The organism is Cupriavidus sp. D384 (assembly GCF_001652915.1).
Taxonomy (GTDB): domain Bacteria; phylum Pseudomonadota; class Gammaproteobacteria; order Burkholderiales; family Burkholderiaceae; genus Cupriavidus.
The window spans coordinates 167,456-192,726 of sequence record NZ_BBQI01000128.1 but is presented as its reverse complement, the minus strand read 5'-3'; the positions used below and the strand labels follow the sequence as shown (position 1 = coordinate 192,726).

Genomic DNA, 25,271 nt, shown 5'->3' with positions numbered 1-25,271 from the left:
CTGCTGAAAAAACACGCGCACTCCCCGCGATAGTTGAATTCCATGGACTCTGGCGGCGAGACAAGAACCCGTCGATCCGCCAGATCCGGCACGGTAGCGATGATCGGGCAGACGGGCGCTGAACAATCGGCTGAATAGGCGATGTTTTCCAGCCGATTTCAGCCTTTGGACAAAGACGGGCCGCCAGTACAGTGCGAGGGCTGAAACAGGATGGCGTGTATTGTTTTCGTCACATTAATCCTGTCCCGACTGACCAACCTGTACGTGCCATGACCATTTCTTCCATCGAGGGCATGCTCCAGCAACTGCGCGGCCTGGCGCAGGTAGCTGGCGGCGGAACCACCTCGTCCCAGGCGGCTTCGGCCGCCACGGCTGGCTTTGCCGGCGAACTGCAACGCTCGCTGCAACGCCTGAACGCCACCCAGGAACGCGCCTACGGCCAGGCCGAGGCTTTCGAAGTGGGCAAGCCCGGCGTGTCGCTCAACGACGTGATGATCGACATGCAGAAGGCCAACATTTCCTTCCAGACCACCGTGCAGGTGCGCAACCGCCTGGCGGCGGCCTATCAGGAAATGATGAACATGCCGGTCTGACACCCGGTTCGCGTCTGGCGCGCTGCGGCGCGCCACGGCAAAAAGGCCATGCCCGCGTAAAGCGGCATGGCCTTTTTGCTATCTGCTATCTGTTTCCGGCTGCGACGACCGGGCTCAGACGCGGAAGTACTCCTCCGCCGCGCGTTCCCCGGACGGCTTGCAGACCAGGTCGCCAGCCTGGCCGGCATAGACCAGGCAGTTGCCCGGCGTTTCGCGATTGAGCACGCTGACGCCCTGCGCCACCACCGAGTTGTCGCGCACGTGGCTGCGGCCGATGATGGCCGTGTTCGGGTACATCACCACGCCGTCGCCAATGACGGGCGCGACACCATGGTTCTTGCCGACCGTGGAGTTCTGGTACAGCACCAGGTAGTTGCCGTAGGTGGCCTTGGCCAGCACGATGCCCACCGAGTGCCCGATAAGGAACACCTCGGGCATCTCGATCTCGTAGAAGAGGTCGATGGCGTTGAGGGCCTTGTTGAGCAGGAACAGCTTCGTGCACGCCTCGCCGTTGCGCTCGTTGCGCCAGATCGTATTCGCCAGGTAATACAGGTACTGGCAATACTGCGACGAATGCAGGTAGTTGAACTGCCCGGGGCGCCACATGCGCACGGCGTCGATGCACCGGCCGGTACGGGCCAGGGCTTCGTCGATATGGCGCGACACCACGGGCAATAGGGCGTCGCCGCGGCCGTCCGGCACCAGGTTGGCTACCTGGGCACAGGTGTAGGCGGCCAGCGAATCGCGGGTCTGTCCGATCAGTTCCATGGGCGAACGCCCTCCAGATAGCCAGCCACCACCGATCGCACGTCGCGCGGTGCCACGCCCAGCGCGCGCAGTGCCGCCGTGCTGCATTCGGCTGCCCGCTGCACGGGCGAGCTGCGGGCCAGATTGATGTCCCAGCCGGCCGTGTTGAACACCTCGGCCAGATCACCGTTCGAGACGTTCTCGCCGCTGGCGACGTTGAAGATCCCGCCGGCCTTCCGCGTGGACATGGCGACCAGTGCGTCGACCACATCATCGAGATGGATATAGTCGCGCACGAAGCCGGCGTCGCTGTCGAGCCGGAACGCGCGCTCGGTGGCGGCGCGCATCAGCCATTCGGACAGGAAGCCCGGCGATTCGGGTGCCCAGTCGAACACGCACGACAGGCGTGCCACGGCGGTGCGGCCAGCTGCCACGGTCAGGCACAGGTTCTCGCCGAGCCCCTTCGAGAAGTCATACAGCGCACGCGGATTGGCAGGCTGCAGCGTCAGGGCCGCGGCCTCGTCGCCCACGGGCAGCTGCGACGTGTCGTAGAGCCGGGTCGATGACAGGTACACCAGGTGTTCGTAGCGGTTGGCGCGCAGCACGTCGGCCAGCAACGTGACATGCGCGGTCACCGTGTCGTACGGCCGTGCGGCGTAGTCGGCGGTAAGCCCCGCGCAGTAGTAGACGTGTCCCAGGTCGCGGGTGAGCAGCGCGCGGTCGCCGCGCGCCGGCACCCAGACCTCATGCCCGGCACGCCGCAGCGTGTCGGCCAGGCGACTGCCGACAAAACCGGCGCCGCCAATTACCGTACAGCGCATTGCGATCCTCAGTTGGCCGGGTGGTGCAGCGCCGGGTCGCGGTGCCACAGCAGCTTGGGGCTGACGCCCGGCACGACGGCAAAGCCCTGGCCTTGCAGCAGTGCGGGGTCCTTTACGGCGACCATGTTGAAGCCGTGTGCCGGGCCTTCCAGGTACACGTTGTCCACGGGCACCAGTTCCACCGGACGGCCCTGCATGTCGACGTTCGAATTGAAGTCGCGCACGGCGTAGACGTGGTAGCCATAGCCCTTGAGCAGCTGGATGATCTCGGCGTTCTCCAGGCCGCGGCTCCAGTCCACGTAGTGGCGGTGCACTTCGAACACGAGGTTCGGCGCCTCGCCGGCCGGACGCGCCAGTTGCTTCGCGGCGCCCTTGAACACGTTCAGCTCGGCGCCTTCGATGTCGAGCATGATCAGGCTGAGCTTGTCCAGGTTCTGCTGGGCGCAGTAGTCGTCGATCGTCACCGTGTTGAAGCTGTCGTCGCCGGCGGGGCCGGTGCTGTGCACGGCGTGGGCGAACGAGTCGTGGCCTTCCAGGCGCAGTTGCGTGGTGCTGTCCGACCACAGGCCCAGGCGCCAGCTGCGGATGTTCTCCACCTTGTTCAGTTCGGCGTTGTTGCGCAGCATGCCCAGCTGGTCGGCATTGGGCTCGAACGCGTGGCAGGTGCCGCCGGCACGGGCCAGCTGGCGGGCCATCAGGATCACCTGGTCGCCGAAGTAGGCGCCACCCACCACGGCATTGCCGCCGTGCTCGCACAGCTTGACCAGCAGCTTGGTGGTCTGCGGTTCCCAGACGTGGTCGGGAGCGGCCGGGCTGCTCATCAGGAAGTCGCGGGCGATCTTGGTGCGGTAAAGGAATTCGAAGACCGTACCATCGGCCAGCGTCTTGCGCAGGCGCGAACCATCGTTGTACATCGCATCGACGATGGGGCCGGTGATGTCGTCGCGCACGCTGCCTTCATAGGCGTTAAGGTCCTGCTCGATGCTCTTGCACAGGGCAATGACCTTGTCTCGGGCGGCGGCGCTGCCGCCCACCGTGCGCAACGCGTCGGAAAGCTTCTGCAAATGTTCAGTCGTCATGGGTGGCTCCGCTTGGGATAGTCAGTTTTCAGGGTGAAGTTTGGATTGCGCGGCCAGCTCGGCCAGCGTGGGCAAGGCCAGGTCCTTTGCGGAGATCAATCGATCCGCGCAGCCGGGCCAGTCAATGCCGATGGCGGGGTCGTCCCAGCGCAAGCCGGCACTGCTGCCGGGAGCGAACGGCACCGTCATCTGGTAAAACACCTCGGACAGCGGCGACAGGGTCTGAAAGCCATGCGCCACGCCTTTCGGAATAAAGATGGCCCGCTGCGCATCGGCATCGAGCACCAGGGCCTGCCATTGCAGGTACGTGGGCGATTCGGGGCGCAGGTCCAGGATCACGTCATGGACCGCACCGGTGGTCACGCGCACGAGCTTGTCCTCGGCATGCGCGCCGTGCTGGAAATGCATGCCGCGCAGGATGCCCGCGCGCGTGTTGCGCGACACGCTCTGCTGCACGAAGCGTGCATCGATGCCGTGCGCCGCAAACGACTCCACGCAAACCGTACGCGCAAAGAAACCGCGCTCGTCGGCCAGCGGTTCGGGGTCGACGATCCAGGCACCGGCAATGCGGGCGGGCGTGAAAATCACGGCAGCACCACGGTTTCGGGGATGGCGACCACGAAGCGGCCGCCCCAGGCGCGGATGCCGGCCATCTGCTCCATCACCTCGTCCTTGATGTTCCAGGGCAGGATCAGCAGATAGTCGGGCTTGCGGCTGTCGATGACCTCGGGCGCATGCACCGGGATGCGCGAGCCGGGCAGCAGCTTGTCCTGCTTCGCCGGATTGCGGTCCACCACGTACTCCACCAGGTCGGCATCGATGCCGCAGTAGTTCAGCAGCGTGTTGCCCTTGGCGGCGGCGCCGTAGGCGGCCACCCGCTTGCCCTGGCGGCGGGCGTCGATGAGGAAGGCCAGCAGGTCGATGCGGGCCCGGCGCACGCCTTCGGCAAACGCGGTATAGCGCGCCGTGGCGTTCAGCCCGCCACGTGTTTCCTCGTCCAGGCAGGCTTGCACGGCCGCCGTGGTGGCGTGCTTCGCATTCTGGTGGCAGGCAAACAGGCGCAGGCTGCCGCCGTGCGTGGGCAGGTGCTCGATGTCGAACACGCGCAGGCCGGCGCGCGCCAGGATCGGCACCAGCGCCGTCAGAGACAGGTACGAATAGTGCTCGTGGTACAGCGTGTCGAACTGGTTCTGTTCCAGCAGGCGCAGCAGGTGCGGGAATTCCAGCGTCACCACGCCTTCGGGCTTCAGCACCAGCGGCATGCCGCCGACGAAGTCATTGATGTCGGGCACGTGGGCCAGCACGTTGTTGCCCAGCAGCAGGTCCACCTGCCAGCCTTCCACGCTCAGGGCGCGCGCGGTGCGCTCGCCGAAGAACAGCTCTCGGCTGTCGATGCCCTTGGCGCGCGCGGCGGCCCCGGTGTTGGCCGACGGCTCGATGCCCAGGCATGGCACGCCGTTCTGGTGGAAGTACTGCAGCAGGTAGCCGTCGTTGCTGGCGATTTCCATCACGCGGCTTTGCCGTCCCAGCCCGAAGCGCGCGGTCATCGACTCCACATAGCGGCGTGCGTGGTCGAGCCACGACGTCGAGAACGACGAGAAGTACACGTAGTCGTCGTGGAAGTGCGTCTCGGCCGGCGTGGCATCGCGCAGTTGCACCAGCCAGCAGCTGTCGCAGACCATTGCATGCAGCGGGTAGAACATCTCGCCGTGCGCAATGTTCTCGGGCTTGATGAAGGCATTGGAGACCGGCGACAGGCCAAGGTCCACCATCGTGTGGGTCAGCGGCGCGCCACAGGCGCGGCAGTTCGCGGGGTGAGCGTTGAGTTGAGCGGTCATGCGCAGAATTGCCCGATTTGTCGTTCAGTGATGGCGCGCGCCTGGGTGGGGTCCATCTGGACGGTGCGATACCAGCTGGCCGTGGCGGCCAGCGCCTCTTGCAGCGTCCAGCGCGGTGTCCAGCCCAGCTCCGTGCGGGCGCGTGCGGCGTCGAGATACAGGTTGCGCGCCTCGTGTGGCGCGGCGCCCGGCGGGGGGCAGTGTTTCCAGTCGAGTTCGGGCCAGTGCGACTGCAAGCCGGCCAGCACGGTCGCCACCGGCAGGTTGTCGCGCGGCTCGGGGCCGAAATTGAAGGCGTCGGCCAGCGCGGCGTCGCCATCGAGCAGGCGGCTGCCCAGGCGCAGGTAGCCGTGCAGCGCTTCCAGCACGTGCTGCCATGGGCGCGTGGCCTGCGGGCTGCGGATCTCCAGCGTGCGTCCGGCGGCGGCCGCGCGCGCGGCGTCGGGGATCAGGCGGTCTTCGGACCAGTCGCCGCCGCCGATCACGTTGCCCGCGCGCGCAGTGGCAAGCAGCACGCCGCGCCCGGCCAGGAACGACTTGCGATAGCTGGCGGCCACCAGTTCGGTGCCGGCCTTGCTGGCGCTGTAGGGGTCATGGCCGCCGAGCGGATCGGTTTCGCGATAGCCCCAGAGCCATTCCTTGTTGTCGTAGCACTTGTCGGTCGTGACCACGATCACGGCGCGCACCGACGGGCATGCGCGCACCGCGTCAAGCACGTTGACGGTGCCCATGACGTTGGTGGACCACGTCTGGGCCGGATCGCGATAGCTGGCGCGCACCAGCGGTTGCGCCGCCAGGTGCAGCACGATTTCCGGCTGCGCGTCCTGCATGGCCTGCGCCAGCGTGGCGGCATCACGGATATCGGCCACGGTATGGCGTACCAGCGCCGACCGCACGCCGGCGGCATCGAACAGGCTCGGTTCGGTGTTTGGCGCCAGCGCGTAGCCGCTGACCTGCGCGTCGAAGCGCGCCAGCAGCAACGCCAGCCAGGCGCCCTTGAATCCGGTGTGGCCCGTGACAAAGACGCGCCGGCCGCGATAGGCCGCGAACACGCTGTCGGGATTGCCGTTCGTTACCAGATTTTCCACGGTGCCTTGCCCGATTGCCACAGGTCTTCCAGCAGGTTCTTCTCGCGCAGCGTGTCCATCGGCTGCCAGAAGCCGGTGTGTTCGAAGGCGGCCATCTGGCCGCTGCGGGCCAGTTCGCGCATGGGGGCTTCTTCCCACGACATGCTGTCGTCCTCGACCAGGTCGATCACCTCGGGCTGCAGCACGAAGAAGCCGCCGTTGATCCAGGCGCCGTCGCCGCGCGGCTTTTCGGTAAAGCCGCTGACCAGCTCGTTGTCGCCACGTTCAAGCGCGCCATAGCGGCCCGGCGGCTGCACGGCGGCCACGGTGGCGCGCCGGCCGTGCGAGCGGTGGAAGGCAATCTCGCGGCTGATGTCGATGTCGGACACGCCGTCGCCGTAGGTAAAGCAGAATGCCTCGCCCGGCGTCAGGTATTCGCGTACGCGGCGCAGGCGGCCGCCGGTCATCGAATCCTCGCCGGTGTCCACCAGCGTCACGCTCCACGGCTCGGCCTTGCGGTGATGCACCGCCATGCGGTTCTCGCGCATGTCGAACGTCACGTCGGACATGTGCAGGAAGTAGTTGGCGAAGTATTCCTTGATGACGTAGCCCTTGTAGCCCAGGCAGATCACGAACTCGTTGACGCCATGCGCCGAGTACATCTTCATGATGTGCCACAGGATCGGCTTGCCGCCGATCTCGATCATCGGCTTCGGCCGCAGATGCGATTCTTCGGAGATCCGGGTGCCAAGGCCACCGGCCAGGATGACGGCTTTCATGCGGTTACCTCTGCTTCTTCGGTGGCGGGTTCGGTGATGGGCAGATCCAGCGAAATGCCGAGCACTTCGAAGGCGTTGGGCGGGGGCGAGGCTTCGAGCGTGGCAAGCGTCAGGCCGAACTGCTCTTCCAGCAGCGCCGCCAGGCCGGACTTGTCGAGCTGCTGCTCGTCGAGCCAGGCCGCCAGCTTGCGGTACAGCGGCAGCGCGTAGGGGCGCATGCCGATGGCTTCCACCAGCAATTCGATCGCGGTGTCCGGGGCGCCGTTGTGGTACTTGTACTCGGCCAGGCCATAGGCCACCGCCCAGTGGCGATACCAGGTCGACGTCAGGTTTTCCAGCACGTTGTGCACGGCCTGCCATTCGCCCAGGTGGATGTGAGCGGCCACCGACATCAGCAGCGTTTCGGCCGGATACCACTGGCCGTTGAAGAAGATGCCCGACTGGCGCGGCTCGGTGCGTGCCGCCACCGGCTTGGTCTCGCCGCACATCTCGGCCAGCTGGTCCTCGAACCATGCGGCGAAGCGCGGCGCATCGAACATTTCGCTGCTTTCAGCGCGTGGGCGGATCGATTGGCGGATGTTGTCGAGCTGCTGCACGTCGGCAGCCAGCGCGCATGCCACTTCCACGTAGCGTTCCTCGGAGTCGCAGATCAGTTCGTCCAGGCCGGCGGCGTGCAGGAACGGGGCCGACACGCGCTGGTGGAACGTGTCGCCCGCGAAGCTCACCACGGGCACGCCCATCCAGATGGCGTCGCAGGTCGTGGTGCCGCCCGTGACCGGCGCGGTGTCGAGTGCGATGTCGATCCGGTGGTAGGTCACGTACTGGTTCTTGCCGTCCCGTGCGATCAGTTCCACGCGCGAGGTGTCGATACCGTAGGCAGCCATGCGCTCGAACAGCATCTCGCGCACGCTTTGCTGTTCGCAGCCGGCTGCCTCCACCAGCATCCGGGCGTTCGGGCAGCGCGCCAGCACTGCGCTCCACAGCCGCATGGTCTTGGGGCCGAGCTTGGCGATGGTGTTGCACGAGCCGAAGGTGATGTAGCCATTGGCCAGCGCCGGCGTGGGCTGCACGCGATAGCGGGCGTCGTAGATCATCAGCGGGTTGGTGACGATCGGATGGAACGCGCTGAACACCGGCGCGCGCAGCAGCTTTTCGGTGTAGTTGTGGTCGAAGCCTTCGGGGTCGGCGGTCCAGTCCGTCACGCGGTACTCGATCTGCTCCATGCCCGTGGTGCCGGGGTAGCCGAGCCAGGTCAGCTGCTTCGGCGCCAGGCGCTGCACCATGTAGGTCAGCGGCGACGCGCCTGTATAGCCGCCAAGGTCGATCATCACGTCGCAGCGCTGGGCACGCACTGCCTTGACGACGTCGGCTTCGGACATCTTGTACAGGTTGTGGAAGCCTTCGGCGTAGACGCGGATCTTCTTCGTGATGCTGTCGTTGATGTTCGACAGCGAGAACAGATGCACCTCGAAGCGGGTGCGGTCCAGGTTGGCGATCAGCGGGATCAGGAAATAGGCGCAGGCGTGGCGGCGCAAGTCGTTCGACAGGATGCCAATACGGATGCGCTGGCCTTCGCTGGGCTGCAATGCCGGTCCGTCGATCTTCGTGCGGGCGAGCGTCCGGGCCCAGTCCATGGCCTCGCGGCGGAGTTCATCGGCGCCGATGGTCTCGTCATAGAGCAGCGAGAACAGCAGGTTGGACCGGTTCACGCGCTGCGTTGGATCGAGCGCGCAGGCGCGGCGGAAGACCGGGATGGATTCGATCGTGCTGCCCGATTCGCGCAATGCCGATGCATAGTTGCCAATGGCAATGGGATCGTTCGGCAGCATCGCCACGGCCTTTTCGCCTGCCAGGCGGGCCTGGTAGTAGTCGCCGTTGTAGAAACTGGCGGTGCCAAGGGTCTGCCAGAGGTGAGCGGAGCCGGGCTGCAGTTCCAGGCTGCGCTTCAGCAGCGGGATGCCCTTGTCGTAGTTTTCGAGCTGGACTTCGAGTGCGCCGCACAGGCCCAGGAAGCCCGAATGGTTCGGAAAGCGGCGCACGCCGGCTTCGGCCAGCCGCAGCGCCTCTTCGTTGTGGTTCAGGCCGGACAGCGCCAACGATTCGAGGTAATAGCCATCGGGCATCGTCCCGGCGATGCGTTTTGCCGCGCGCGCGTGCTTCAGGGCTTCCGCATACTTGTTGGCGTTGTAGGCATTCCAGGCGTGCTGGATCATCCGCTGCGCGGGACCCATTGAAACGTTCTTGTTCATGGCGTTGTGTGCGAAGGCGCGATGTCGGCCCGTGCGAAACGGACGGTCTGATCGATGCCTGCACAGTAACAAGGGACGTTCTGCGCCAGCGGCCGGAACACGGGCCGAAATTGGCGCTATTTCAAGCCGGGCGCGGCAGGGGTGCCGTTTGCGGCGCCCCGGCTTGCGCGGGGAGGGGCTTTAGCGCAGGGCCGGCACGCCTTCGGATGCGCCTTCGGATACGCCATCCGATCCGTCCATCCGGTGCAGCCACGCCAGCAGTTCGGCCACGGCGACGTACAGCTGCGGCGGGATCTGGCTGTCCAGGTCCACCTGCATCAGCAGGTTGACCAGCGCCGGCGACCCATGCACGTAGACGCCGGCATCGCGGGCGCGCGTGATGATGGCCTCGGCGGACATGCCGTAGCCCTTGGCGACCACGCGCGGCGCGTTGTCGTTGGTCTGGTAGGAGAGGGCGACGGCGGCGCCGCGATCGGACGGGTGGTCGCTCATGCTGGCAGGGCGATGACAGTGGGCGTCGACGGGGTGTCCTGCGTCGACACGTTCATGTTCAGCAGCGAGATGCCGCGCGCCTCCAGCTGGGTGCGGAAATCCGCGCGGCCCTGGATCAGGCGCGCGGCGGCATCGGAACCGGTCGCGACGAAGCGGGCCTCGAGCCCCTGCGCGCCAAGTGTCAGCACGGCATCCACGCTGCCTAGCGCAGGCAGGTTCAGGCGCAGGCGCGTGCTCCAGGTGGCCGGTTCGGCCGAGCCGCCGCCGGCCTCGCGGCCATGCTCGCGCGTGATTTCCCAATCCACGGGCATGCCCGGCCAGGCGTCGATCGTGGCGCGGAATTGCTGCGAGGCCAGCAGTTCGAGCTGCTGGCGCACGACGCCCTCGCTGGACGGATGGATCGGCGGGCCCGCGTTGGGCTGCGCCTGGGCCGGTCCGGTGCCGTCCGGCGCGTTCCAGCTGGCGACGATAGCCGCATGCTGGGCCTGGGCGATGTGATGGCCCTGATGCGAAATCTCGGCGGTCACCTGATAGGCATGCGCGGCGGCGGACGCATGCGCGGCCAGGCGCTGCTCGGCGGCGGGGCTCTGCGGGGTCTGCGGTGCCGTGGCGGCATTGGCCGGGTTTTGCGCGGTGTTGCCGGCATGCGGCTGGGCGTGTGCGCCCTGGACCGGCACGCCGGTGGATAGCGGGTAGATGACCGGCCGCGTCAGTTCGGCCAGGATCGTTGCGCTGGGCGGCGGCAGTGCGCTGGGTGCCGCGGGGCCGCCATATGGCAGCAGGGCGGCAGGCGCCGGCGCGGCCGGAGCTGGCTGGCCCTGCGGCGGCGAAGCCTGGGTCTGGGCCGGATTGCGCAGCGCGGCCTGCGGTTCCTGCAGCAGCGTGGACAACGGGCGCTGGCCCATCACCCATTGCGTCAGATGCGATTCATAGAACAGCCCGCTCTGGTCGACAAAGCGTGCCAGCGCACTGGCAAGATCCTGCGCCGCGCCAGGCTGGCCCGATGGCGATGCGGCCAGCAGCGGCGAGTTCGGCCGCGCGGGCGCGGCGTCGCCGGCCTCGAACAGGTCCAGGATCGCCTTGGCGGCAAAGCTCAGCGTTTCGCGCGTGGAAGTGGTCTGGCCGGCCAGGCGCGGATCGGCACCGCCCGGCGTCAGCGCGTTGGGCTGGCGGGCCTGGACGGTTTCGCCGGTGGACGACTGCACGTCGCCTTGCGACACGTCCTGCACCGGCATCAGCGCCGCGAGCTTGTCGATGGCCAGCGCGGGACGCGATAGCTGCGGGTCCGGGGCCTGATGCGGAATCAGGCTGGAAGGAATCTGGATGCCGGTCATGGACGCGTGTCAGCGATGGGAGCGGATGCGATACGCGTCGCGCCGCTCTCTCCGTCAGCCGGAGGGCGCGCGATCAGATGGCGCCGTAGGTTGCGGAGAGTTCGAGCTTGCGGCGCGAATTGTTGAGCAGGGCGCCCAGTTCGGCCAGGCGCGGCATGGTCAGGTCGCGGATGCGGGCGTCGTAGGCCAGGATGCGTTCCAGCAGCTGGAAGCGGCGCAGGCGCTCGTTATCGGTGAACGGCGTGCTGTGGTCGAGCTGGCGCAGGCGATCCACTTCGGCCATATAGACCTTCTGCAGATCGGTCAGCGCATCCCAGTTCGACGCGCGTGCGGCGTCGAGCATCTGCTCGGAGAGCACCAGGAGCTCTTCGTAGCTGCGAACGATGGGGGACATGGCGAACATCATCAGTTGTCCTGCAAAACAGGTGTCGATGCCGCCGCCGGGTCTGCCGGCGTGGCGTCTGCGGGTGCGGCCGGATCGATGGCGGCCCATGCCGAGGCAAGGTTCTCGAGCAGGGCGTCCACTTCGGACAGCATGTCGGCGTCGCTGCGCAGGTTGGCCAGCATTAGGCGACGCGTCATGTATTCATACAGCGATTCGAGGTTGGCGGAGACTTCCCCGCCGGCCTCGTGGTCCAGCACCGCGCGCAGGCCGTTGTCGATGATGTTGATGGCCTTGGAGATCGCATTGCCGCGCGCTTCCAGCTCGCCGTTTTCCAGATGGAACTTCGCCCGGGCGATGGCCGACCGCGCGCCGTCGTACAGCATCACGATCAGCTTGTGCGGACTGGCACTCATCACTCCGGTCTGGACACCAACCTGGGCATAGGCGTTGATACCTTGGCGCGCGAACATGGCGATACTCCGATTCTTACTTGCTGCTGGACGTCAGGGCCGCGAACTGCTGCGTCAGGTAGCTGCTGGTCTGGTTCATTTGCGAAACTGCCAGATCCAGCTGCGTGAACTGGGCGCGGTAGCGGTCCATGGTGGCGGTGATGCGGTCCTGCGTTGCGCTGTACTTGGTTTCCAGGTCCTTCAGCGTCGTCGTCAGGCTGTCGGTGGCCGCGCTGAGCGCGCCGCCGGTGGCGTTCAGGCCGTCGATGTAGTCGGTGACGGTCTTGCCCATGCCCGACGCGCCGTTGGTGCCCGAGAAGAAGGCGGTCATGCCGGTCAGGTTGTTGGCGATGGCCTTCGTCAGCTTGTCGTCGTTGACCTTCAGCGAACCCGAGTTCGAGCTGTCGAGGCTGAATTCGACGCCCATGTCGGACAGCGTGACCATGCCGCCCTTGCCGTCGGACATCGGGGTGGTCAGCATCGCGCGCATCTGCGTCTGGATGTTGCGCAGCGTGCTGTCGCCGTTCAGGGCGCCCTTGGTGCCGGAGGTGGTGTCGAAGGCCGTCAGCGTCTTGGCGGCCGTCAGCACGTTGTTGTAGGCGGTGACAAAGCCCTGCACGGCATTCTTGATCGACGCGTCGTCGCGCGTCACGCTCATGCTGGTGGTGCCGGTGCCCGTCAGCGTCAGGGTCACGCCCTGGGCGGCTTCGGCCACGGTGTTGCTCTGGCTGGTGATGTCGATGCCGTTGATGGTCAGCGCGGCGTCGGCGGCCTTGACCTTCTCCTGCATGCCGCTCGGCTGCGTGGCCAGGGCCGGATCGTAGCCTACGATGTCGTTCACGGCGCTGTTGTCGGCCGAAACGCGCATCTGCGACTGCGTGCCCGTCTTGTCCGACGTCAGCACCAGGCGGTAGGGCGTGCCGCTGCCGTCATTGATGATGCTGGCCGTCACGCCGATGCCGGCCTTGTTGATCGAGTCGCGGATACCTTGCAGCGACGTGTCCGAGCCGATCGTCACGGTCTTGGTGCTGGTCGGCGTGCCGCCGGTGGCCAGGTCGGCGCCGAAGTCGATCGTGATGGTGCCCGCGCCGACTGCGGCGGTCTGGTCTGCCACCTGCTTCGACACCAGGCTCTGGGCCTGGGCCAGAGAGGTCACGTTGATACTGTAGCTGCCCGCCACGGCGGTGGTGCTGGTGGCGGCGGAGAGCACGCTGCTGTTGCCCACCGTTGCCTTCACGGCGCCGAACGTCGACGCGGTGGCCAGCGTCTTGGCGGCGGCCGAGTAGGCGTCCAGCACGCTCTTGATGGTGCCGTAGCCGCTCAGCTGCGACTGGTAGCTGGTGGCCTCGGTGTTGATCTGGTCGAGCGCGGTGTTCTCGTTCGTTTGGATCTTGTCGAGCAGGTCCTGCAGCTGGAGATTGGAGCCGATGCCGATGGAGGAGATTCCGGACATGTTTTTCTACCTGTTGTTATCGCTTCAACTGATTGGGCTTGCGGTGAATCAGACGGCGTGGCTGACGAACAGCCCCTGGAGCTTGTCGATGGCGCGCGCAAAGCGCAGCACCTCCTCGCTCGGCAACTGGCGGATCAGCTCGCCGGTTTCCTTGTCCACAACCTTGGTAATCACGCGGTGGGTGGTGTCGTCGATCTCGAACCGCAGGCCGATCGACGTGGTCTTGAGCACGTCGACCAGCTCCTCGACCGCCGCCGTCATGCTGGGCGGCGTATCGCCCGAGCCGGCATGGGCATCCATGTTCTGGGCGGCAGCCGCCGGACGAACGGCGGCAGCGGCCAGGGCCGGCACGGAGGGTGCCGGGCCAACGGCCGCGGGTTCGGCGGAAATGCGTGCCGCCGGCATGGAAACGGGTTGAGTGGATGCCATGGTCAGCTCCGTCCAGTAGGGCAGGAAGAACACTACGGTTGAAATGCTTTGCAGGCAGTGGTCTGCCTGCAAAACACTCCGGCAAAAAAACCGGGCCTTGCGGCCCGGTTTCTTGCGGCGCGGCGATTAACGCAGCAGCGACAGCACGTTTTGCGTGGTCTGGTTCGCTTGCGACAGAACCGACGTACCAGCTTGTTGCAGGATCTGCGCGCGGGTCATGTTCGACACTTCCGTTGCGTAGTCAGCGTCTTCGATGCGCGAACGCGAGGCCGACAGGTTGTTCACCGTCGTGCTCAGGTTGTTGATCGTCGACTCGAAGCGGTTTTGCACAGCACCCAGGCTCGAGCGCAGGTTGTCAACCGTTGCCAGGGCCTTGTCCAGCGTGGCCAGCGGGTTGGTCGTGGCAGCTTGCTGGAAGTCCGAAGCTTGCAGCGACGAACCGGTCAGCGTGAAGCCGGCGGTCGAACCCGACACCGAAGCGTCGCTCGGCTTGACGGCGATGAACATCGTGGCGGACGTGGCGGTACCGTTGCCGGCGAAGCCCTTCGACGACAGAGCTGCGTCGTCGGCGGCGGTCAGGCCGGTCATGCTCACTTGCACGAACCAGTTGCCGTTCGAGTCAGCAACCACGGACTGCGAGTTCACGGCAGCCGAGGTGTTCAGGCCCAGAGCGCGCTGGATGTCGGCGTTGGCGATACCCGCTGCCGAAGCAGCGGTCACCGGCGTAGCCGAACCCAGGGCAGTTTGAGCAGCAGCCGAACCGATCGAAGCGGTGGCGCCTTGCGGGCCAGCAACGCTGAAGCCGGCAACGCCCAGGGTCTTCGACGTGATTTGCTTCAGGGCGATCGAAATCGTTTCGCTGTCGTTGGCACCAACCTGGATCGACATGTTTTGATCCTTGGCCAGGACCTTCACGCCGTTGAACTGGGTCTGAGCCGACACGCGGTCGATTTCCGACAGACGTTGCTTGATTTCGTCCTGGATCGACTTCAGGTCCGACGACGAGTTCGTGCCGTTGGCGGCTTGCACCGACAGTTCACGGACACGTTGCAGGTTGTTGTTGACTTCGCTCAGCGCGCCTTCGGTCGTTTGAGCGATCGAGATACCGTCGTTGGCGTTACGCGAAGCTTGCGTCAGGCCCTTGATGTTGGCGGTGAAACGGTTGGCGATGGCTTGACCAGCAGCATCGTCCTTGGCGCTGTTGATGCGCAGGCCCGACGACAGACGTTGGATCGCGCTGTTCAGCGACGATTGCGACGTGTTCAGGTTGCTCTGCGTTTGCAGCGACAGAATGTTGGTGTTGATGACTTGCGCCATGGTACGACTCCTATTTGCAATGTTTTAGGCATTCCGGCGGGTGCCGTAACGTTGGCTGCCTGCAGTGCAGGGCGTAGAGTGCCTCCGTTGCAAAGGTTATCGACCGTGGGTGGGAAGACTTTAGAGTGACTTTTGCGCGAGTTGCGGGCGTAGCCCGATCTGGTGTATGGCGGATGCACGCTGGGCAATCCCGACCGTTGTGGCCCTCTATATATATGGATATGGACGCGGCATGGCAGGCGGCCAACTGGTGGCCCGGCCCGCCGGCCCGGGGGGCTCAGCGGCGCTTGCGGGTGCGCGGAATGAAGATGCGCACGAAATCCGGCGACGCGTCGGCGTCCAGCATCGCCACGGTGTCGGTGGACGCGTGCGCGGGCGTCACCACGGTGATGGCGCGCTTGTAGATCAGCGTCGGGGTGGGATCCTCGGCCGTACGCCCGAGCAGGATCATGTAATTGTCCGACGCCAGCACGATGCCGCTGAGGCGTGTGCCATTCGACAGATGCACGACCACCGCGGCACGGCTGGCGCTGTGCGCGGCGAACTGCAACTGCTGCAGCTTTCTGCTGGGTCTGGGAGCCTTGATTTCCTTCTTCACAACTTCTCCGGAAGAGCCCGCGAGGGTTCTGGCGGCTGACAACGGTCCGATGATCAGGCACTTTGCGCGACGTCGCACTAAAAGTGACGTCCGGTGCAGCCTGATTGCGGCGAGAATTGAAACATTCGCTCTCGGAGCCGGTGCAGGGACATGACGACATGATTGCAGCGGACAGGCGTTTCAGAAAAGTGAAGAACGCTGCCCGGCTGCCCGGTTTGGTCGTCTCTGCCAGGAGAGAAGGGGAATACTTCAGGCGGGAGAGTAACAAAGTTTTACAAGCGTTGACGAACCCCCTGCGGGGCTGGGCCTAGAGGGATTGCTCTATTTATTCCGTTGATGCCTTTTTGTGATTCGTGTAGCACTTACCGTCACATCGCGGAACGAAAAGACCGGCGACACCGCCACAACCCGCGCCAGCTAAAGGTTTCCGGGAAGCGTCCGTAATTCATCGATAAGTATAAAAGTGACTTCGCCCGTCACTTTTGGCATACGAGTGCGCTACGCGTTACACCCGCTATCAGGGAAATCCCTGATAGAAGCGCGATTTACACCTCATGTAAGCAGGTTTATATTCGCGGTTCGGGGCCCGGGTACAGCCGGTCCCTGCTATGCAGTCCTGAAAGCCTACGAGCACCCCGCGCGTGGGCTTCTTTTTTTTGAGCCCGCGTCCTTCGCTGCCATCCGCCGTTGCCGGCGACTGCCTCGCCCACCCATTTGCGGCGGGATCGAAGTGCGTGGAGCAGATTAGACGCCATGCGCTGCCCCCTCAATTTGTGGAAGAGCAGCGACTTTCCCCCCCATTTCATTTATTCGCTCAAGTGCGTTGTGCGCCCTGCCGTTACCCGGCCGTGCGACGCCCCTCTTCGGGCGAATGCAGCTCGTACAAATACAACCGGACAGACGAAAGGTACGAACAGATGGGCTTGCGGAAATTGGGTATCGGCGCGCGGATGTCGCTGGCATTTGCCGTGGTGGTGCTGTTGCTGGCCGTGGTCGCCATAGTGGGCGTCAGGGCGCTGGGCACTATGAACGATGCGATGCATCAGGCCGTGGAACAACGGCTGCTGCGCGTGATGGATCTGAAACTGGCGAAGGAACAGGTGCTGACGATCGGCATTCTGGTGCGCGATGCTGCCCTGACCGAGGACCCGGCACTGGCTGAGCAGAATGCCGAGAAGATCGGCAAGATCCGCGAACAGGTCAGCGCCACGCTCGAAGCGCTTGGCAAGGTGATGCGCGCATCACCAAGCGCCGATTCCAGGGCACGGTTCGAGGAATTGATGCAGGTGCGCGCCAACTACAACGGCCAGCTTGACCTGGTCATGCAGCAACTGCGCGGCGGCGCCTTCGACGGCGCCCGTGCCGGGCTGGTGGTGACGCTGCCGGCGGCCCAGGCGGCGTACTTCGAAAGGCTTGATGGCGCTGCCGAACTGGGCCGCAAGATGGCGATGGCAGCCGTCGACGAGGCGTCGGCGCAGTATGTATTCACGCGCAACGTGCTGATCGGCATGTCGGCGGTGGCTGCCGTCATTGCCGCGCTGCTGGGCATGGGGCTGGCGCGCTCGGTGACGCGACCTGCGCACCAGGCGCTGGATGCAGCCGAAGCACTGGCGCAGGGTCAGCTCGGCCATGCGATCCAGGTGCGCAGCCAGGACGAAATGGGTCGCATGCTGGGTGCGCTGGAGCGCGCCTTTGGCCAGTTGGGCACGCTGGTGCGCGGCATCCAGCAGGCGGCCGGTTCGATCGATACCGCCGCTCGCGAAATCGCCAGCGGCAACACCGATCTGTCGCAGCGTACCGAAGAGCAGGCAGCCTCGCTGGAGCAGACGGCGGCATCGATGGAGCAACTGACGTCGACGGTGCGCCAGAATGCCGAGAATGCGCGGCAGGCCAACCAGCTTGCCGTCAACGCGTCGGACGTGGCTACCGAAGGCGGCCGCGCGGTGCGCAGCGTGGTGGATACGATGGACGGCATTTCGAAGTCGTCGGCTCGCGTATCGGAAATCATCGGCGTGATCGAGGGCATCGCATTCCAGACCAATATCCTGGCGCTGAATGCTGCCGTGGAAGCGGCTCGCGCCGGTGAGCAGGGCCGCGGCTTCAGCGTGGTGGCGGCCGAAGTCCGCAGCCTGGCGCAGCGGTCGTCGTCGGCGGCCAAGGAAATCGGCGAACTGATCAATGGATCGGTGCGCCAGGTGCAGGACGGCGCCAGGCAGGTGGAAGTGGCCGGCAAGACGATGGACGATATCGTGACCGCAGTGCGCCGCGTGACGGACATCATGGGCGAGATCTCGTCGGCCAGCGAAGAGCAGACCGCCGGCATCGAACAGGTCAGCCTTGCCATCACACAAATGGAAACGGTGACGCAGCAGAACGCCGCGCTGGTGGAAGAGGCCAGCGCCGCTGCCGAAAGCCTGATGCAGCAGGCCGGTGGCCTGGTGACCGAAGTGGCGCGTTTCGACCTGGGGCAGGGCGGCATTGCCGCCGCTGAACGCGCCGGGCGTCCAGCGACGCCGCGCGTGACGATGGCAGCAGCCGTCAGTCCCGCGCGCGCCATCGCCGCAAAGCCAGCCCGGGCGCTGCCCGCGCCCGCCGCCGAGCCGGCAACGCATGCCAGGACCCGCAATTCCGCCAATCCCGCCAGGAAGCCCGCCAAGCCGGCGCCGGCCGCATCGGCCCCGGTCCCGGTCCCGGCCCGGACCCCGGCCACGTCGCGGGTCGCTGCCGTGCCCGCCGCAGCCCGCCCGCCCGTGCAGCGCAATCCCAAGGCCGAGCCCGTGCTGTCGCGCCAGGCGGCCAAGCCAACCGCGGCGCGCTCGCCGGTCATGCATCAGCGCAAGGAACCCGTGCTGGGCACGCCGGCTCGTCGTCGTCCTGCCGCCGCACCGGCACCGGCGACGGCCGATACCGGCGACTGGGAGACGTTCTAACCCTGGTGATTGCGTAGCGGGGCGGCATCGGGAGTGGAGCCGCCCGCCTGTGCTGCCGTACCGGATGGTTGCCATTGCATGACTGCCATCCCGGCCAGCACCAGTCCCACGCCGGCCACGCGCATCCACGTGGCGGGCCGGCTGGGCAGGCCCACCAGCCCCAGTTGATCGATCAGCAGCGAGGCCAGCATCTGGCCGGCCACCACGCCGACGATGAAGTTCGCGGCGCCCACCCGGGGCGCCAGCACCAATGCGGCAGTGATGTAGATCACGCCGAACACGCCGCCGATCCACTGCCACCATGGCCCGTGCAGGGCACCGGCCAGTGCCGGCGGTGGTGTGCGCATCCACCACAGCACCGGCAGCACCACCAGCAAACTCAGCAGCAGCGACAGCACCGTGGCCCACAGCGGATGGCCCAGCGACCGGCCCAGCGTGGCATTGGTGCCAGCCTGGAACGGGATCATGGCGCCCGCAAGCAGCGCGATGCCTATCGGCATCCAGGTAGATGCCAGCGGCGTGGCCAGGGGTGCCGTCATGTAAAGTCTCCGGTTCAAGAACGAAGCCCCATGGTGCCCGCGCCGCGGCCGCCAGGGAAATTCGCAATCCTTACCTGAGACATTCGCCGCATGGATGACCTGCGCCGCCTCGACATGAACCTGCTGCTGACGCTGCACGCGCTGCTGACGGAGCAGCACGTCACGCGCGCGGCCGTGCGGCTGCACAAGAGCCAGCCGGCGGTCAGCCACGCGCTGGCGCAGTTGCGCGATCTTTTCGACGACCCCCTGCTGGTGCGGGGCGATGCCGGCCTGGTGCTGACCACGCGTGCGTGCGAACTGCTGCCGCCGCTGGAAGACGCACTGAGCCAGCTCAACGGCCTGCTGCGGGTCTCCGCCTTCGATCCGGCGCAGGCCCGGCGCACCTTCCGCGTGGCGTTGTCGGACTACGGCGCGCGCATCATCCTGCCGTCGCTGGTGCGCCGGCTGCGCCACGAGGCGCCCGGCATCGATCTGGCCGCGGTGCAGGCCAGCCGCGAAGCCATGCTGGCAAAGCTGGCCGATGGCGAGATCGACCTCGCGCTGGGCGTGTTTCCGCATCTGCCGCGCGATATCGGCGCCGACCTGCTGTTCGAGGACCACTACACCAGCGTGGGAGACCGCGCCACGCTGCCCGCAGACGGTGACCTGGCGCGCGAGGCGTGGCTGGCGCGCCCCCACGTGCTGGTGGCGATGCGGCTCGATGCGCCAAGCGATATCGATGTGGCCCTGGCGGCAGCGGGCCTGGACCGCCATGTGGCGGTTGTGCTGCCGCACTGGAGCGCGGCGCTCGACGTGGTGGCCGGCACCGACCTGATCCTGACCGTGGCCGCGCGGACGCTGTCCGGCGCACCCGCGCAGCCGGCGCTGCGGGCCTTCGAACCCCCGGTGACGCTGCCGCGCGTGCCGTTCCAGCAGGTCTGGCATGCGCGGCGCGAGACCGATCCCGCCCATCGCTGGTTGCGCCAGGCAGTACGTGCCTGCTGTGGATAATTGCCGATAAAGTGATGACAGTGTCGCTTTTTGGCGTCGAAACAAGGCCAGGAAGGCAGCGTTGAAAGGGAATCGACAAGCGCGGTCTTCAGCAGTCGCCTAAAATAGCCGCTCTCCTTCACCCGACAAAAGAGCAGCGAAGCCCGTTCGGGCCTTCATCTGCCAGCCAGGCCACACCATGTCCGCAGCGCCCTCATCCCGGCTTTCCCCCGACGCCCCTCCGGCTGACGTTCCTGTCATGCAGGTCATCTTTGGCCTGATGCTCGCCATCCTGCTAGGCGCGCTCGAACAGTCGATCGTGGCCGTGGTGCTGCCCGACATCGCGCTGCAGCTCAATGGCTTCGAGGACATGGCCTGGGTGATTTCCGCCTACCTGGTGGCCTCGACGGTGGTGACGCCGATCTACGGCAAGCTGTCCGACGTGCTCGGGCGCCGCTCGGTGCTGACGTTCTCGATCATCCTGTTCCTGCTGGCATCGATCGCCTGCGCGCTGGCTACGACCATGCCGATGCTGATCATCGCCCGCATCCTGCAGGGCCTGGGCGGCGGCGGACTGATCTCGGTGTCGCAGGCCACTATCGCCGACGTGGTGCCGCTGCGCGAACGTGGCAAGTACCAGGGCTATGTCAGCGGCGTATGGGCCGTGGCCAGCATGGCGGGGCCGGTGATTGGCGGCTACCTGGCGCACTTCCTGTCGTGGCGCTGGATTTTCTGGATCAACATTCCGCTGTCGCTGATTGCGCTGGTTGTAGTGCGGCGCGCGCTGCGCCACCTGCCGGTCAGCGGCCGCAAGCACAAGATCGACTACTTTGGCGCGCTGCTGTTCGGCGGTGGCCTGTCCGGAGTGCTGGTGTTCCTGACCCGTCTGGGGCAGGGGCATTCTCCGCTGGAGCCGCAGACCATCGGCCTGCTGGCGGCGGGCCTGATCGGGCTGGTGGTGTTCGTATGGCAGGAGCGCCGCGCCTCCGATCCGGTGATTCCGCTTGGCATGCTGGGCGTGCCCACCGTGGCTATCTGCTGCCTGACGCTGTTCCTGTGCTTCTTCCAGCTGATCGCGATGTCGGTGCTGCTGCCGCTGCGCTTTCAGGTGGTGGGCGGCGCGCATGCCGACACCGCTGCGCTGCGGCTGGTGCCGCTGACGCTGGCGATTCCGTTCGGTGCCTATATCTCCGGCCGGCTGATGTCATGGAGCGGCCGCTACAAGCCGCTGCAGATGACCGGCTGCCTGGTGGCGCCCGTGGCGATCGTGGCGCTGGCCTTTACACCGCCGCAATCGGTGACGCTGGCGGCGCTGGTGATGATCGTGCTGGGCCTGTCGATTGGCCTGCAACTGCCCAGCGGGCTGGTGGCAACGCAGAACTCCGTGCCGCCGCAGCAGGTGGGCATCGCCACGGCGTTGACCGCGTTCTCGCGGCTGCTGGGCGGCGCCGTGGGCGTGGCCGTTCTCACCACGGTGCTGATCGCGCTGCTGCGTCACAGCGGCGTGGCCGTGTCAGACATGAGCGGCGGCGAGGATGTGCTGATGAGCATGTTCCGCCGGGCGATGTCGGGCGGCGACCAGGGTGACGCCGCTGCGGTACGCTTGGCCGCCGAACGCGCCTTCCGCGTGCTGTTCCTGATGAGCGCGGCAGTGTCGCTGATCGCGCCGTTCTTTGTGGCCCGCCTGAAGGAAACGACGCTGCGCGGCAGCCCTGCCGCCGCAGCCAAGGCGGCGGCCACGGCAGAGTAATCGGAGTAATCAGCCGGCGGGCTGTGCCTGTACGCGCCGTCGGGCGCGGGCAGCCAGCCCCGGCCCCAGCGCCCAGCGTAGCGTCGGCGCCAGTCCGCGCATGCCGGCCAGTGCCAGCGAGCGGCGCAGCGATGGCCGGTGCAGGTCGAGCATCCGGCGCGCCCAGGGCGGCAGCAGCGCTACGCCCGCATCGGCCATGGTCCGCACGGCCGGCACCAGCAACGGATTCGCCACCGGCATCGCCATGATCAGCCGCACCACCTCTTTTGTGCGATCGCTGTTCACCAGGCCGGGCCGCTGCGCTTCCAGATAGGCATCGACCTGCGCGCGCGAGCGTGGCACTGCGGGTGCGCCCAGCAACGCCGCCACGGTGGCTTCTTCCTCGAAATAGCGGTCCTGTTCCGCCACGGAAAGCGGGCCCACGTAGCGCAGGTATCCGGCCATGAAGCTCGATACCTCTGCCACATGCACCCACGTCAGCAGGTCGGGGTTATCGGCGGCATACGGCTGCCCATCGGGTGCGGTGCCCTGGATCGACGCATGGATGCGCCGCACCCGTTCGATCAGCCGCATCGCGTCGGCCCGGCTGCCATAGGTGGTGCCGACGATGAACTGCGCGGTACGGCCCAGGCGGCCCTGCATGTCGGTGCGAAACGTGGAATGGTCCCAGACGCCAGCCAGCGCGCGCGGATGCAGTGCCTGCAGCAGCAGGGCGCTGACACCGCCGGCCAGCATCGCCGGAAAATCGGCGTGCACGCGCCAGCAGACGGCGTCCGGGCCGAACAGGCCGGGGTCGCCGGGCGGATTGTCGTAGTCGAGGGTCAGCCCGGAATTGCTGCGCGTGAGCGCGCGAACCTGATCGCCGGCGTGACTGCGCAGGCGGCGCATCAGCGGGCCGGTGGTGGCGCCCGCAGGCGCACGGTGGGTGGGGTCGGGCGAGGCGGACAAGGTACGAAACGAAAAAGCGGGTGTTGTCTGGCTGTCGCCAGCATACACCCGCCGGGGCGGCTTGCCGTTGCGACTGATCGCGGCGGATGCCCCGTCAGTCGTAGCGCAGGTCGGTGGCCTTGCCCCAGAACACGCGGTACGCATAGGCCGTATAGCCCAGGATGGTAGGCAGGACCACCGCGGCGCCCAGCAGGATCACCATCAGCGATTCCGGTGCGCTGGCCGCCTGCCAGATGTCGATGCGATCCACCACCAGGTACGGGAAAAGGCTGTAGGCGAGGCCGTTGAATGCCAGCAGGAAGATCACGGCCGTGCCCGCGAACGGCAGCCAGCACCAGCGGTCGTTGCCGCTGGCGTGCAGATTGCGCATGCGCCGCAGGAACCGCTCGATGACCACGAACAGGCCCATCGTCAGCAACGGGATCGGTGCCAGCATGATGATGTTCGGCAGCGCAAACCACTTGTCGAAAATACGCGTGCTGACCATCGGCGTGACCACCGAGATCGCCGCCACGCCGGCCGCCGTAAGCCACAGGCTGCGCCGGGCCCAGTAGATGGCGCGCAGTTGCAGGCTGCCCGTGGTCTTCATGATCAGCCACGTGGCGCCCAGCAGGCAGTAGCCGGCCACCAGGCACAGCCCCACGGCCACGGCAAACAGCAGGTTGGGCAGGTCGTAGCGGAAGCCGGTGATATATAGCCCCAGCATCAGCCCCTGCGAGAAGCTGGCGAGCAGCGAGCCCGCATAGAACGCAAAGTTCCACCACGGCTTGTGCGGATCGCGCGCCTTGACGCGGAAGTCGAACGCCACGCCGCGGATGATCAGGCCCGCCAGCATCAACGCCACGGGCAGGTACAGGTTGGTCAGGATGACGCCGTGCGCCAGCGGAAACGCCGTCAGCAGCAGCCCCACACCGAGCACCAGCCAGGTTTCGTTGGCGTCCCAGAACGGGCCGATCGACGCGATCATGGTGTCCTTGTCGGCGTCATCGGCGTGGCGCAGCAGTACGCCCACGCCCAGGTCGTAGCCGTCGAGGATCACGTAGATCAGCATCGACAGGCCCATCAGCGCCAGGAACACCAGCGGCAGCCAGCCGGCCGGCTGGGTCAGGTCGTGAATCGTGGCCGGGTTCATTGCGCGCTCCTGGGTTGGCCGATAACGGGTTGCGGCGTGCCGGCGGCCGGCCCGGCCGCGCCGGTTTTGCCCGCCTTGCGGGCCAGGTGGAACACCACGGAGATATAGGCCACGATCAGCAGCAGATAGAGCGACAGGTACATCGCCAGCGTGCTGCCGATCATCGCGGCCGGCACCTTGGATGCGGCCTGCGCGGTGGTCAGCACGCCGTAGACCAGATAGGGCTGGCGGCCGATCTCGGTGACATACCAGCCCGCCACCAGCGCGATCCAGCCGGAGAAGGTCATCGCCACCAGCACACGCGCCAGCCATGGCGACGGCGCCCCCTGCCTGCGGATCTGCCAGGTGCCCAGCCAAGACACGGCCAGCATCAGCAGGCCCACACCCACCATGATGCGGAAGGCGAAGAACAGCGGCGCCACGGGCGGATGGCGGTCGGCAAAGGCGTCGATGCCCTTGATCTCGCCATCGGCCTTGTGGGTCAGGTAGATCGATGCAAGCTTCGGGATCGCGATCTCGAAATCGTTCGACTGCGTGGCGGCGTTGGGCAGGCCGAACAGCACGGCCGGCGCGCCTTTCTCGGTCTTCCAGATGCCTTCCATGGCCGCGATCTTGGCCGGCTGGTGATGCAGCGTGTTCAGGCCGTGCAGGTCGCCCGCCACGATCTGCAGCGGAATCAGCAACGCCGCCAGCGTCACGCCGGTGCGCAGCGAATGCATGACCTCGCGACCGCGGTCCTGGCGCAGCCAGCGATACGCCGAGATGCCCGCCAGCAGGAAGGCCACGGTCAGCCCCGACGCCAGCAGCATGTGCACGAGCCGGTAGGGGAACGACGGATTGAAGATGACTTCGAACCAGCTGGTGACATGCGCACGGCCATCGATCATCTCGAAGCCGGCCGGGGTTTGCATCCACGAGTTCAGCGCCAGGATCCAGAATGCCGACAGCGTGGTGCCACCGGCCACGAGCAGGGTGGCAATGGTATGCATGCGATTGCCCACGCGCCGCATGCCGAACAGCATGATGCCCAGAAAGGTGGCTTCGAGGAAGAACGCCGTCAGCACTTCATAGGCCAGCAGCGGGCCGGCGATATTGCCCACGGTCTCCATGTAGCCGGGCCAGTTGGTGCCGAACTGGAAGCTCATGGTGATGCCGCTGACCACGCCCAGCGCGAACGTCAGCGCGAAGATCTTCACCCAGACGCGGTAGGCGTCCATCCAGCTTTCGTCGCCGGTCTTGTTGTAGCGCAGCTTGAAGAACAGCAGCACCCACGCCAGCGAGATGCTGATGGTGGGAAACAGGATATGGAACGTGATATTCGCGGCGAACTGGATGCGCGCCAGTATCACCGGATCGACACTTGAAAACACGGG

At 66.3% G+C, this 25,271-nt stretch carries 24 protein-coding genes; 4 read left to right on the top strand and 20 right to left on the bottom strand.

What is annotated here, in order from left to right; all coding sequences use genetic code 11:
* Positions 1-269 precede the first annotated feature (269 nt).
* Positions 270-593 (top strand): flagellar hook-basal body complex protein FliE, encoded by a 324-nt coding sequence (fliE, locus tag A9J21_RS28685; RefSeq protein ID WP_066741906.1) that lies wholly within the window; start codon positions 270-272, stop codon positions 591-593.
* A gap of 114 nt (positions 594-707) precedes the next feature.
* On the opposite strand, the gene A9J21_RS28680 is transcribed toward fliE, so the two are convergent.
* From A9J21_RS28680 to A9J21_RS28605, 16 genes are all read right to left on the bottom strand, one after another.
* On the bottom strand, positions 708-1,361 hold the full coding sequence (locus A9J21_RS28680; RefSeq protein WP_066741903.1) for a hypothetical protein: 654 nt from the start codon (positions 1,359-1,361) through the stop codon (positions 708-710).
* Positions 1,352-2,161: an NAD(P)-dependent oxidoreductase gene (locus A9J21_RS28675; protein WP_066741900.1), complete on the bottom strand. Its 810-nt coding sequence runs from the start codon at positions 2,159-2,161 to the stop codon at positions 1,352-1,354. Before A9J21_RS28675 ends, A9J21_RS28680 begins: the two co-directional genes overlap by 10 nt.
* Positions 2,162-2,169: 8 nt before the next feature.
* The gene (locus A9J21_RS28670) at positions 2,170-3,240 is read right to left on the bottom strand and encodes an FkbM family methyltransferase (RefSeq protein ID WP_066741898.1); all 1,071 of its coding nucleotides are present in this window, start codon (positions 3,238-3,240) and stop codon (positions 2,170-2,172) included.
* A gap of 21 nt (positions 3,241-3,261) precedes the next feature.
* Positions 3,262-3,828 (bottom strand): dTDP-4-dehydrorhamnose 3,5-epimerase, encoded by a 567-nt coding sequence (gene rfbC / locus A9J21_RS28665; protein WP_066741895.1) that lies wholly within the window; start codon positions 3,826-3,828, stop codon positions 3,262-3,264.
* Positions 3,825-5,078, bottom strand: coding sequence for a class I SAM-dependent methyltransferase (locus A9J21_RS28660; RefSeq protein WP_066741892.1), 1,254 nt, complete (start codon positions 5,076-5,078; stop codon positions 3,825-3,827). Before A9J21_RS28660 ends, rfbC begins: the two co-directional genes overlap by 4 nt.
* Positions 5,075-6,130, bottom strand: coding sequence for a CDP-glucose 4,6-dehydratase (gene rfbG, locus A9J21_RS28655; RefSeq protein ID WP_066742002.1), 1,056 nt, complete (start codon positions 6,128-6,130; stop codon positions 5,075-5,077). Before rfbG ends, A9J21_RS28660 begins: the two co-directional genes overlap by 4 nt.
* A gap of 20 nt (positions 6,131-6,150) precedes the next feature.
* Entirely contained in the window at positions 6,151-6,924 is a 774-nt protein-coding gene (gene rfbF / locus A9J21_RS28650) for a glucose-1-phosphate cytidylyltransferase (protein ID WP_066741889.1), read from the bottom strand.
* The gene (locus A9J21_RS28645; protein WP_066741886.1) at positions 6,921-9,173 is read right to left on the bottom strand and encodes a tetratricopeptide repeat protein; all 2,253 of its coding nucleotides are present in this window, start codon (positions 9,171-9,173) and stop codon (positions 6,921-6,923) included. The genes rfbF and A9J21_RS28645 overlap by 4 nt, the downstream gene beginning before the upstream one ends.
* Before the next feature lie 180 nt (positions 9,174-9,353).
* The gene (locus A9J21_RS28640) at positions 9,354-9,665 is read right to left on the bottom strand and encodes an EscU/YscU/HrcU family type III secretion system export apparatus switch protein (protein ID WP_066741879.1); all 312 of its coding nucleotides are present in this window, start codon (positions 9,663-9,665) and stop codon (positions 9,354-9,356) included.
* The gene (locus A9J21_RS28635) at positions 9,662-10,999 is read right to left on the bottom strand and encodes a flagellar hook-length control protein FliK (RefSeq protein ID WP_066741876.1); all 1,338 of its coding nucleotides are present in this window, start codon (positions 10,997-10,999) and stop codon (positions 9,662-9,664) included. Before A9J21_RS28635 ends, A9J21_RS28640 begins: the two co-directional genes overlap by 4 nt.
* A 73-nt stretch (positions 11,000-11,072) precedes the next feature.
* The gene (locus tag A9J21_RS28630) at positions 11,073-11,402 is read right to left on the bottom strand and encodes a flagellar protein FliT (RefSeq protein WP_066741999.1); all 330 of its coding nucleotides are present in this window, start codon (positions 11,400-11,402) and stop codon (positions 11,073-11,075) included.
* Between the two features lie 2 nt (positions 11,403-11,404).
* Positions 11,405-11,854: a flagellar export chaperone FliS gene (gene fliS, locus A9J21_RS28625; protein WP_066741873.1), complete on the bottom strand. Its 450-nt coding sequence runs from the start codon at positions 11,852-11,854 to the stop codon at positions 11,405-11,407.
* Between the two features lie 16 nt (positions 11,855-11,870).
* The gene (gene fliD, locus A9J21_RS28620; RefSeq protein WP_066741870.1) at positions 11,871-13,286 is read right to left on the bottom strand and encodes a flagellar filament capping protein FliD; all 1,416 of its coding nucleotides are present in this window, start codon (positions 13,284-13,286) and stop codon (positions 11,871-11,873) included.
* Between the two features lie 48 nt (positions 13,287-13,334).
* Positions 13,335-13,715 (bottom strand): flagellar protein FlaG, encoded by a 381-nt coding sequence (locus tag A9J21_RS28615; RefSeq protein WP_066741997.1) that lies wholly within the window; start codon positions 13,713-13,715, stop codon positions 13,335-13,337.
* Between the two features lie 126 nt (positions 13,716-13,841).
* Positions 13,842-15,032: a FliC/FljB family flagellin gene (locus tag A9J21_RS28610; protein ID WP_066741867.1), complete on the bottom strand. Its 1,191-nt coding sequence runs from the start codon at positions 15,030-15,032 to the stop codon at positions 13,842-13,844.
* Between the two features lie 277 nt (positions 15,033-15,309).
* Positions 15,310-15,630, bottom strand: coding sequence for an RNA chaperone Hfq (locus tag A9J21_RS28605; RefSeq protein ID WP_066741866.1), 321 nt, complete (start codon positions 15,628-15,630; stop codon positions 15,310-15,312).
* A gap of 950 nt (positions 15,631-16,580) precedes the next feature.
* On the opposite strand from A9J21_RS28605, the gene A9J21_RS28600 reads away from it, so the two are divergent.
* On the top strand, positions 16,581-18,560 hold the full coding sequence (locus A9J21_RS28600; RefSeq protein ID WP_231907074.1) for a methyl-accepting chemotaxis protein: 1,980 nt from the start codon (positions 16,581-16,583) through the stop codon (positions 18,558-18,560).
* On the opposite strand, the gene A9J21_RS28595 is transcribed toward A9J21_RS28600, so the two are convergent.
* Positions 18,557-19,099, bottom strand: a complete 543-nt coding sequence (locus tag A9J21_RS28595) for a DMT family transporter (RefSeq protein ID WP_066741861.1) — start codon at positions 19,097-19,099, stop codon at positions 18,557-18,559. The two genes, A9J21_RS28600 and A9J21_RS28595, sit on opposite strands and share 4 nt — an antisense overlap.
* A gap of 90 nt (positions 19,100-19,189) precedes the next feature.
* Here A9J21_RS28595 and A9J21_RS28590 point away from each other — a divergent pair, with 90 nt between their 5' ends.
* A complete protein-coding gene (locus A9J21_RS28590; protein ID WP_066741858.1) occupies positions 19,190-20,089 on the top strand; it encodes a LysR family transcriptional regulator in 900 nt (299 codons plus the stop codon).
* Between the two features lie 178 nt (positions 20,090-20,267).
* Positions 20,268-21,818: an MDR family MFS transporter gene (locus A9J21_RS28585; protein ID WP_066741855.1), complete on the top strand. Its 1,551-nt coding sequence runs from the start codon at positions 20,268-20,270 to the stop codon at positions 21,816-21,818.
* Positions 21,819-21,827: 9 nt separating this feature from the next.
* Here the strand turns inward: A9J21_RS28585 and A9J21_RS28580 are convergent, their stop codons facing one another.
* From A9J21_RS28580 to A9J21_RS28570, 3 genes are all read right to left on the bottom strand, one after another.
* Entirely contained in the window at positions 21,828-22,706 is an 879-nt protein-coding gene (locus A9J21_RS28580) for an oxygenase MpaB family protein (RefSeq protein WP_066741995.1), read from the bottom strand.
* Positions 22,707-22,860: 154 nt separating this feature from the next.
* Complete coding sequence (locus A9J21_RS28575) at positions 22,861-23,898, bottom strand: cytochrome d ubiquinol oxidase subunit II (RefSeq protein ID WP_066741853.1); 1,038 nt, start codon at positions 23,896-23,898, stop codon at positions 22,861-22,863.
* Positions 23,895-25,268 (bottom strand): cytochrome ubiquinol oxidase subunit I, encoded by a 1,374-nt coding sequence (locus A9J21_RS28570; RefSeq protein WP_066741851.1) that lies wholly within the window; start codon positions 25,266-25,268, stop codon positions 23,895-23,897. The genes A9J21_RS28575 and A9J21_RS28570 overlap by 4 nt, the downstream gene beginning before the upstream one ends.
* Positions 25,269-25,271 lie beyond the last annotated feature (3 nt).

Bases quoted from the DNA above. Each gene is read 5' to 3' on its own strand.
- A9J21_RS28580 (WP_066741995.1), bottom strand. From the start codon at position 22,706: ATGCGCCGCCTGCGCAGTCACGCCGGCGATCAGGTTCGCGCGCTCACG.
- fliE (WP_066741906.1), top strand. From the start codon at position 270: ATGACCATTTCTTCCATCGAGGGCATGCTCCAGCAACTGCGCGGCCTG.
- A9J21_RS28585 (WP_066741855.1), top strand. From the start codon at position 20,268: ATGTCCGCAGCGCCCTCATCCCGGCTTTCCCCCGACGCCCCTCCGGCT.
- fliD (WP_066741870.1), bottom strand. From the start codon at position 13,286: ATGTCCGGAATCTCCTCCATCGGCATCGGCTCCAATCTCCAGCTGCAG.
- A9J21_RS28660 (WP_066741892.1), bottom strand. From the start codon at position 5,078: ATGACCGCTCAACTCAACGCTCACCCCGCGAACTGCCGCGCCTGTGGC.
- A9J21_RS28670 (WP_066741898.1), bottom strand. From the start codon at position 3,240: ATGACGACTGAACATTTGCAGAAGCTTTCCGACGCGTTGCGCACGGTG.
- rfbF (WP_066741889.1), bottom strand. From the start codon at position 6,924: ATGAAAGCCGTCATCCTGGCCGGTGGCCTTGGCACCCGGATCTCCGAA.
- A9J21_RS28615 (WP_066741997.1), bottom strand. From the start codon at position 13,715: ATGGCATCCACTCAACCCGTTTCCATGCCGGCGGCACGCATTTCCGCC.
- A9J21_RS28610 (WP_066741867.1), bottom strand. From the start codon at position 15,032: ATGGCGCAAGTCATCAACACCAACATTCTGTCGCTGCAAACGCAGAGC.
- A9J21_RS28590 (WP_066741858.1), top strand. From the start codon at position 19,190: ATGGATGACCTGCGCCGCCTCGACATGAACCTGCTGCTGACGCTGCAC.
- A9J21_RS28575 (WP_066741853.1), bottom strand. From the start codon at position 23,898: ATGAACCCGGCCACGATTCACGACCTGACCCAGCCGGCCGGCTGGCTG.
- A9J21_RS28595 (WP_066741861.1), bottom strand. From the start codon at position 19,099: ATGACGGCACCCCTGGCCACGCCGCTGGCATCTACCTGGATGCCGATA.
- A9J21_RS28635 (WP_066741876.1), bottom strand. From the start codon at position 10,999: ATGACCGGCATCCAGATTCCTTCCAGCCTGATTCCGCATCAGGCCCCG.
- A9J21_RS28645 (WP_066741886.1), bottom strand. From the start codon at position 9,173: ATGAACAAGAACGTTTCAATGGGTCCCGCGCAGCGGATGATCCAGCAC.
- A9J21_RS28600 (WP_231907074.1), top strand. From the start codon at position 16,581: ATGTCGCTGGCATTTGCCGTGGTGGTGCTGTTGCTGGCCGTGGTCGCC.
- A9J21_RS28640 (WP_066741879.1), bottom strand. From the start codon at position 9,665: ATGAGCGACCACCCGTCCGATCGCGGCGCCGCCGTCGCCCTCTCCTAC.
- A9J21_RS28680 (WP_066741903.1), bottom strand. From the start codon at position 1,361: ATGGAACTGATCGGACAGACCCGCGATTCGCTGGCCGCCTACACCTGT.
- A9J21_RS28675 (WP_066741900.1), bottom strand. From the start codon at position 2,161: ATGCGCTGTACGGTAATTGGCGGCGCCGGTTTTGTCGGCAGTCGCCTG.
- A9J21_RS28630 (WP_066741999.1), bottom strand. From the start codon at position 11,402: ATGTTCGCCATGTCCCCCATCGTTCGCAGCTACGAAGAGCTCCTGGTG.
- fliS (WP_066741873.1), bottom strand. From the start codon at position 11,854: ATGTTCGCGCGCCAAGGTATCAACGCCTATGCCCAGGTTGGTGTCCAG.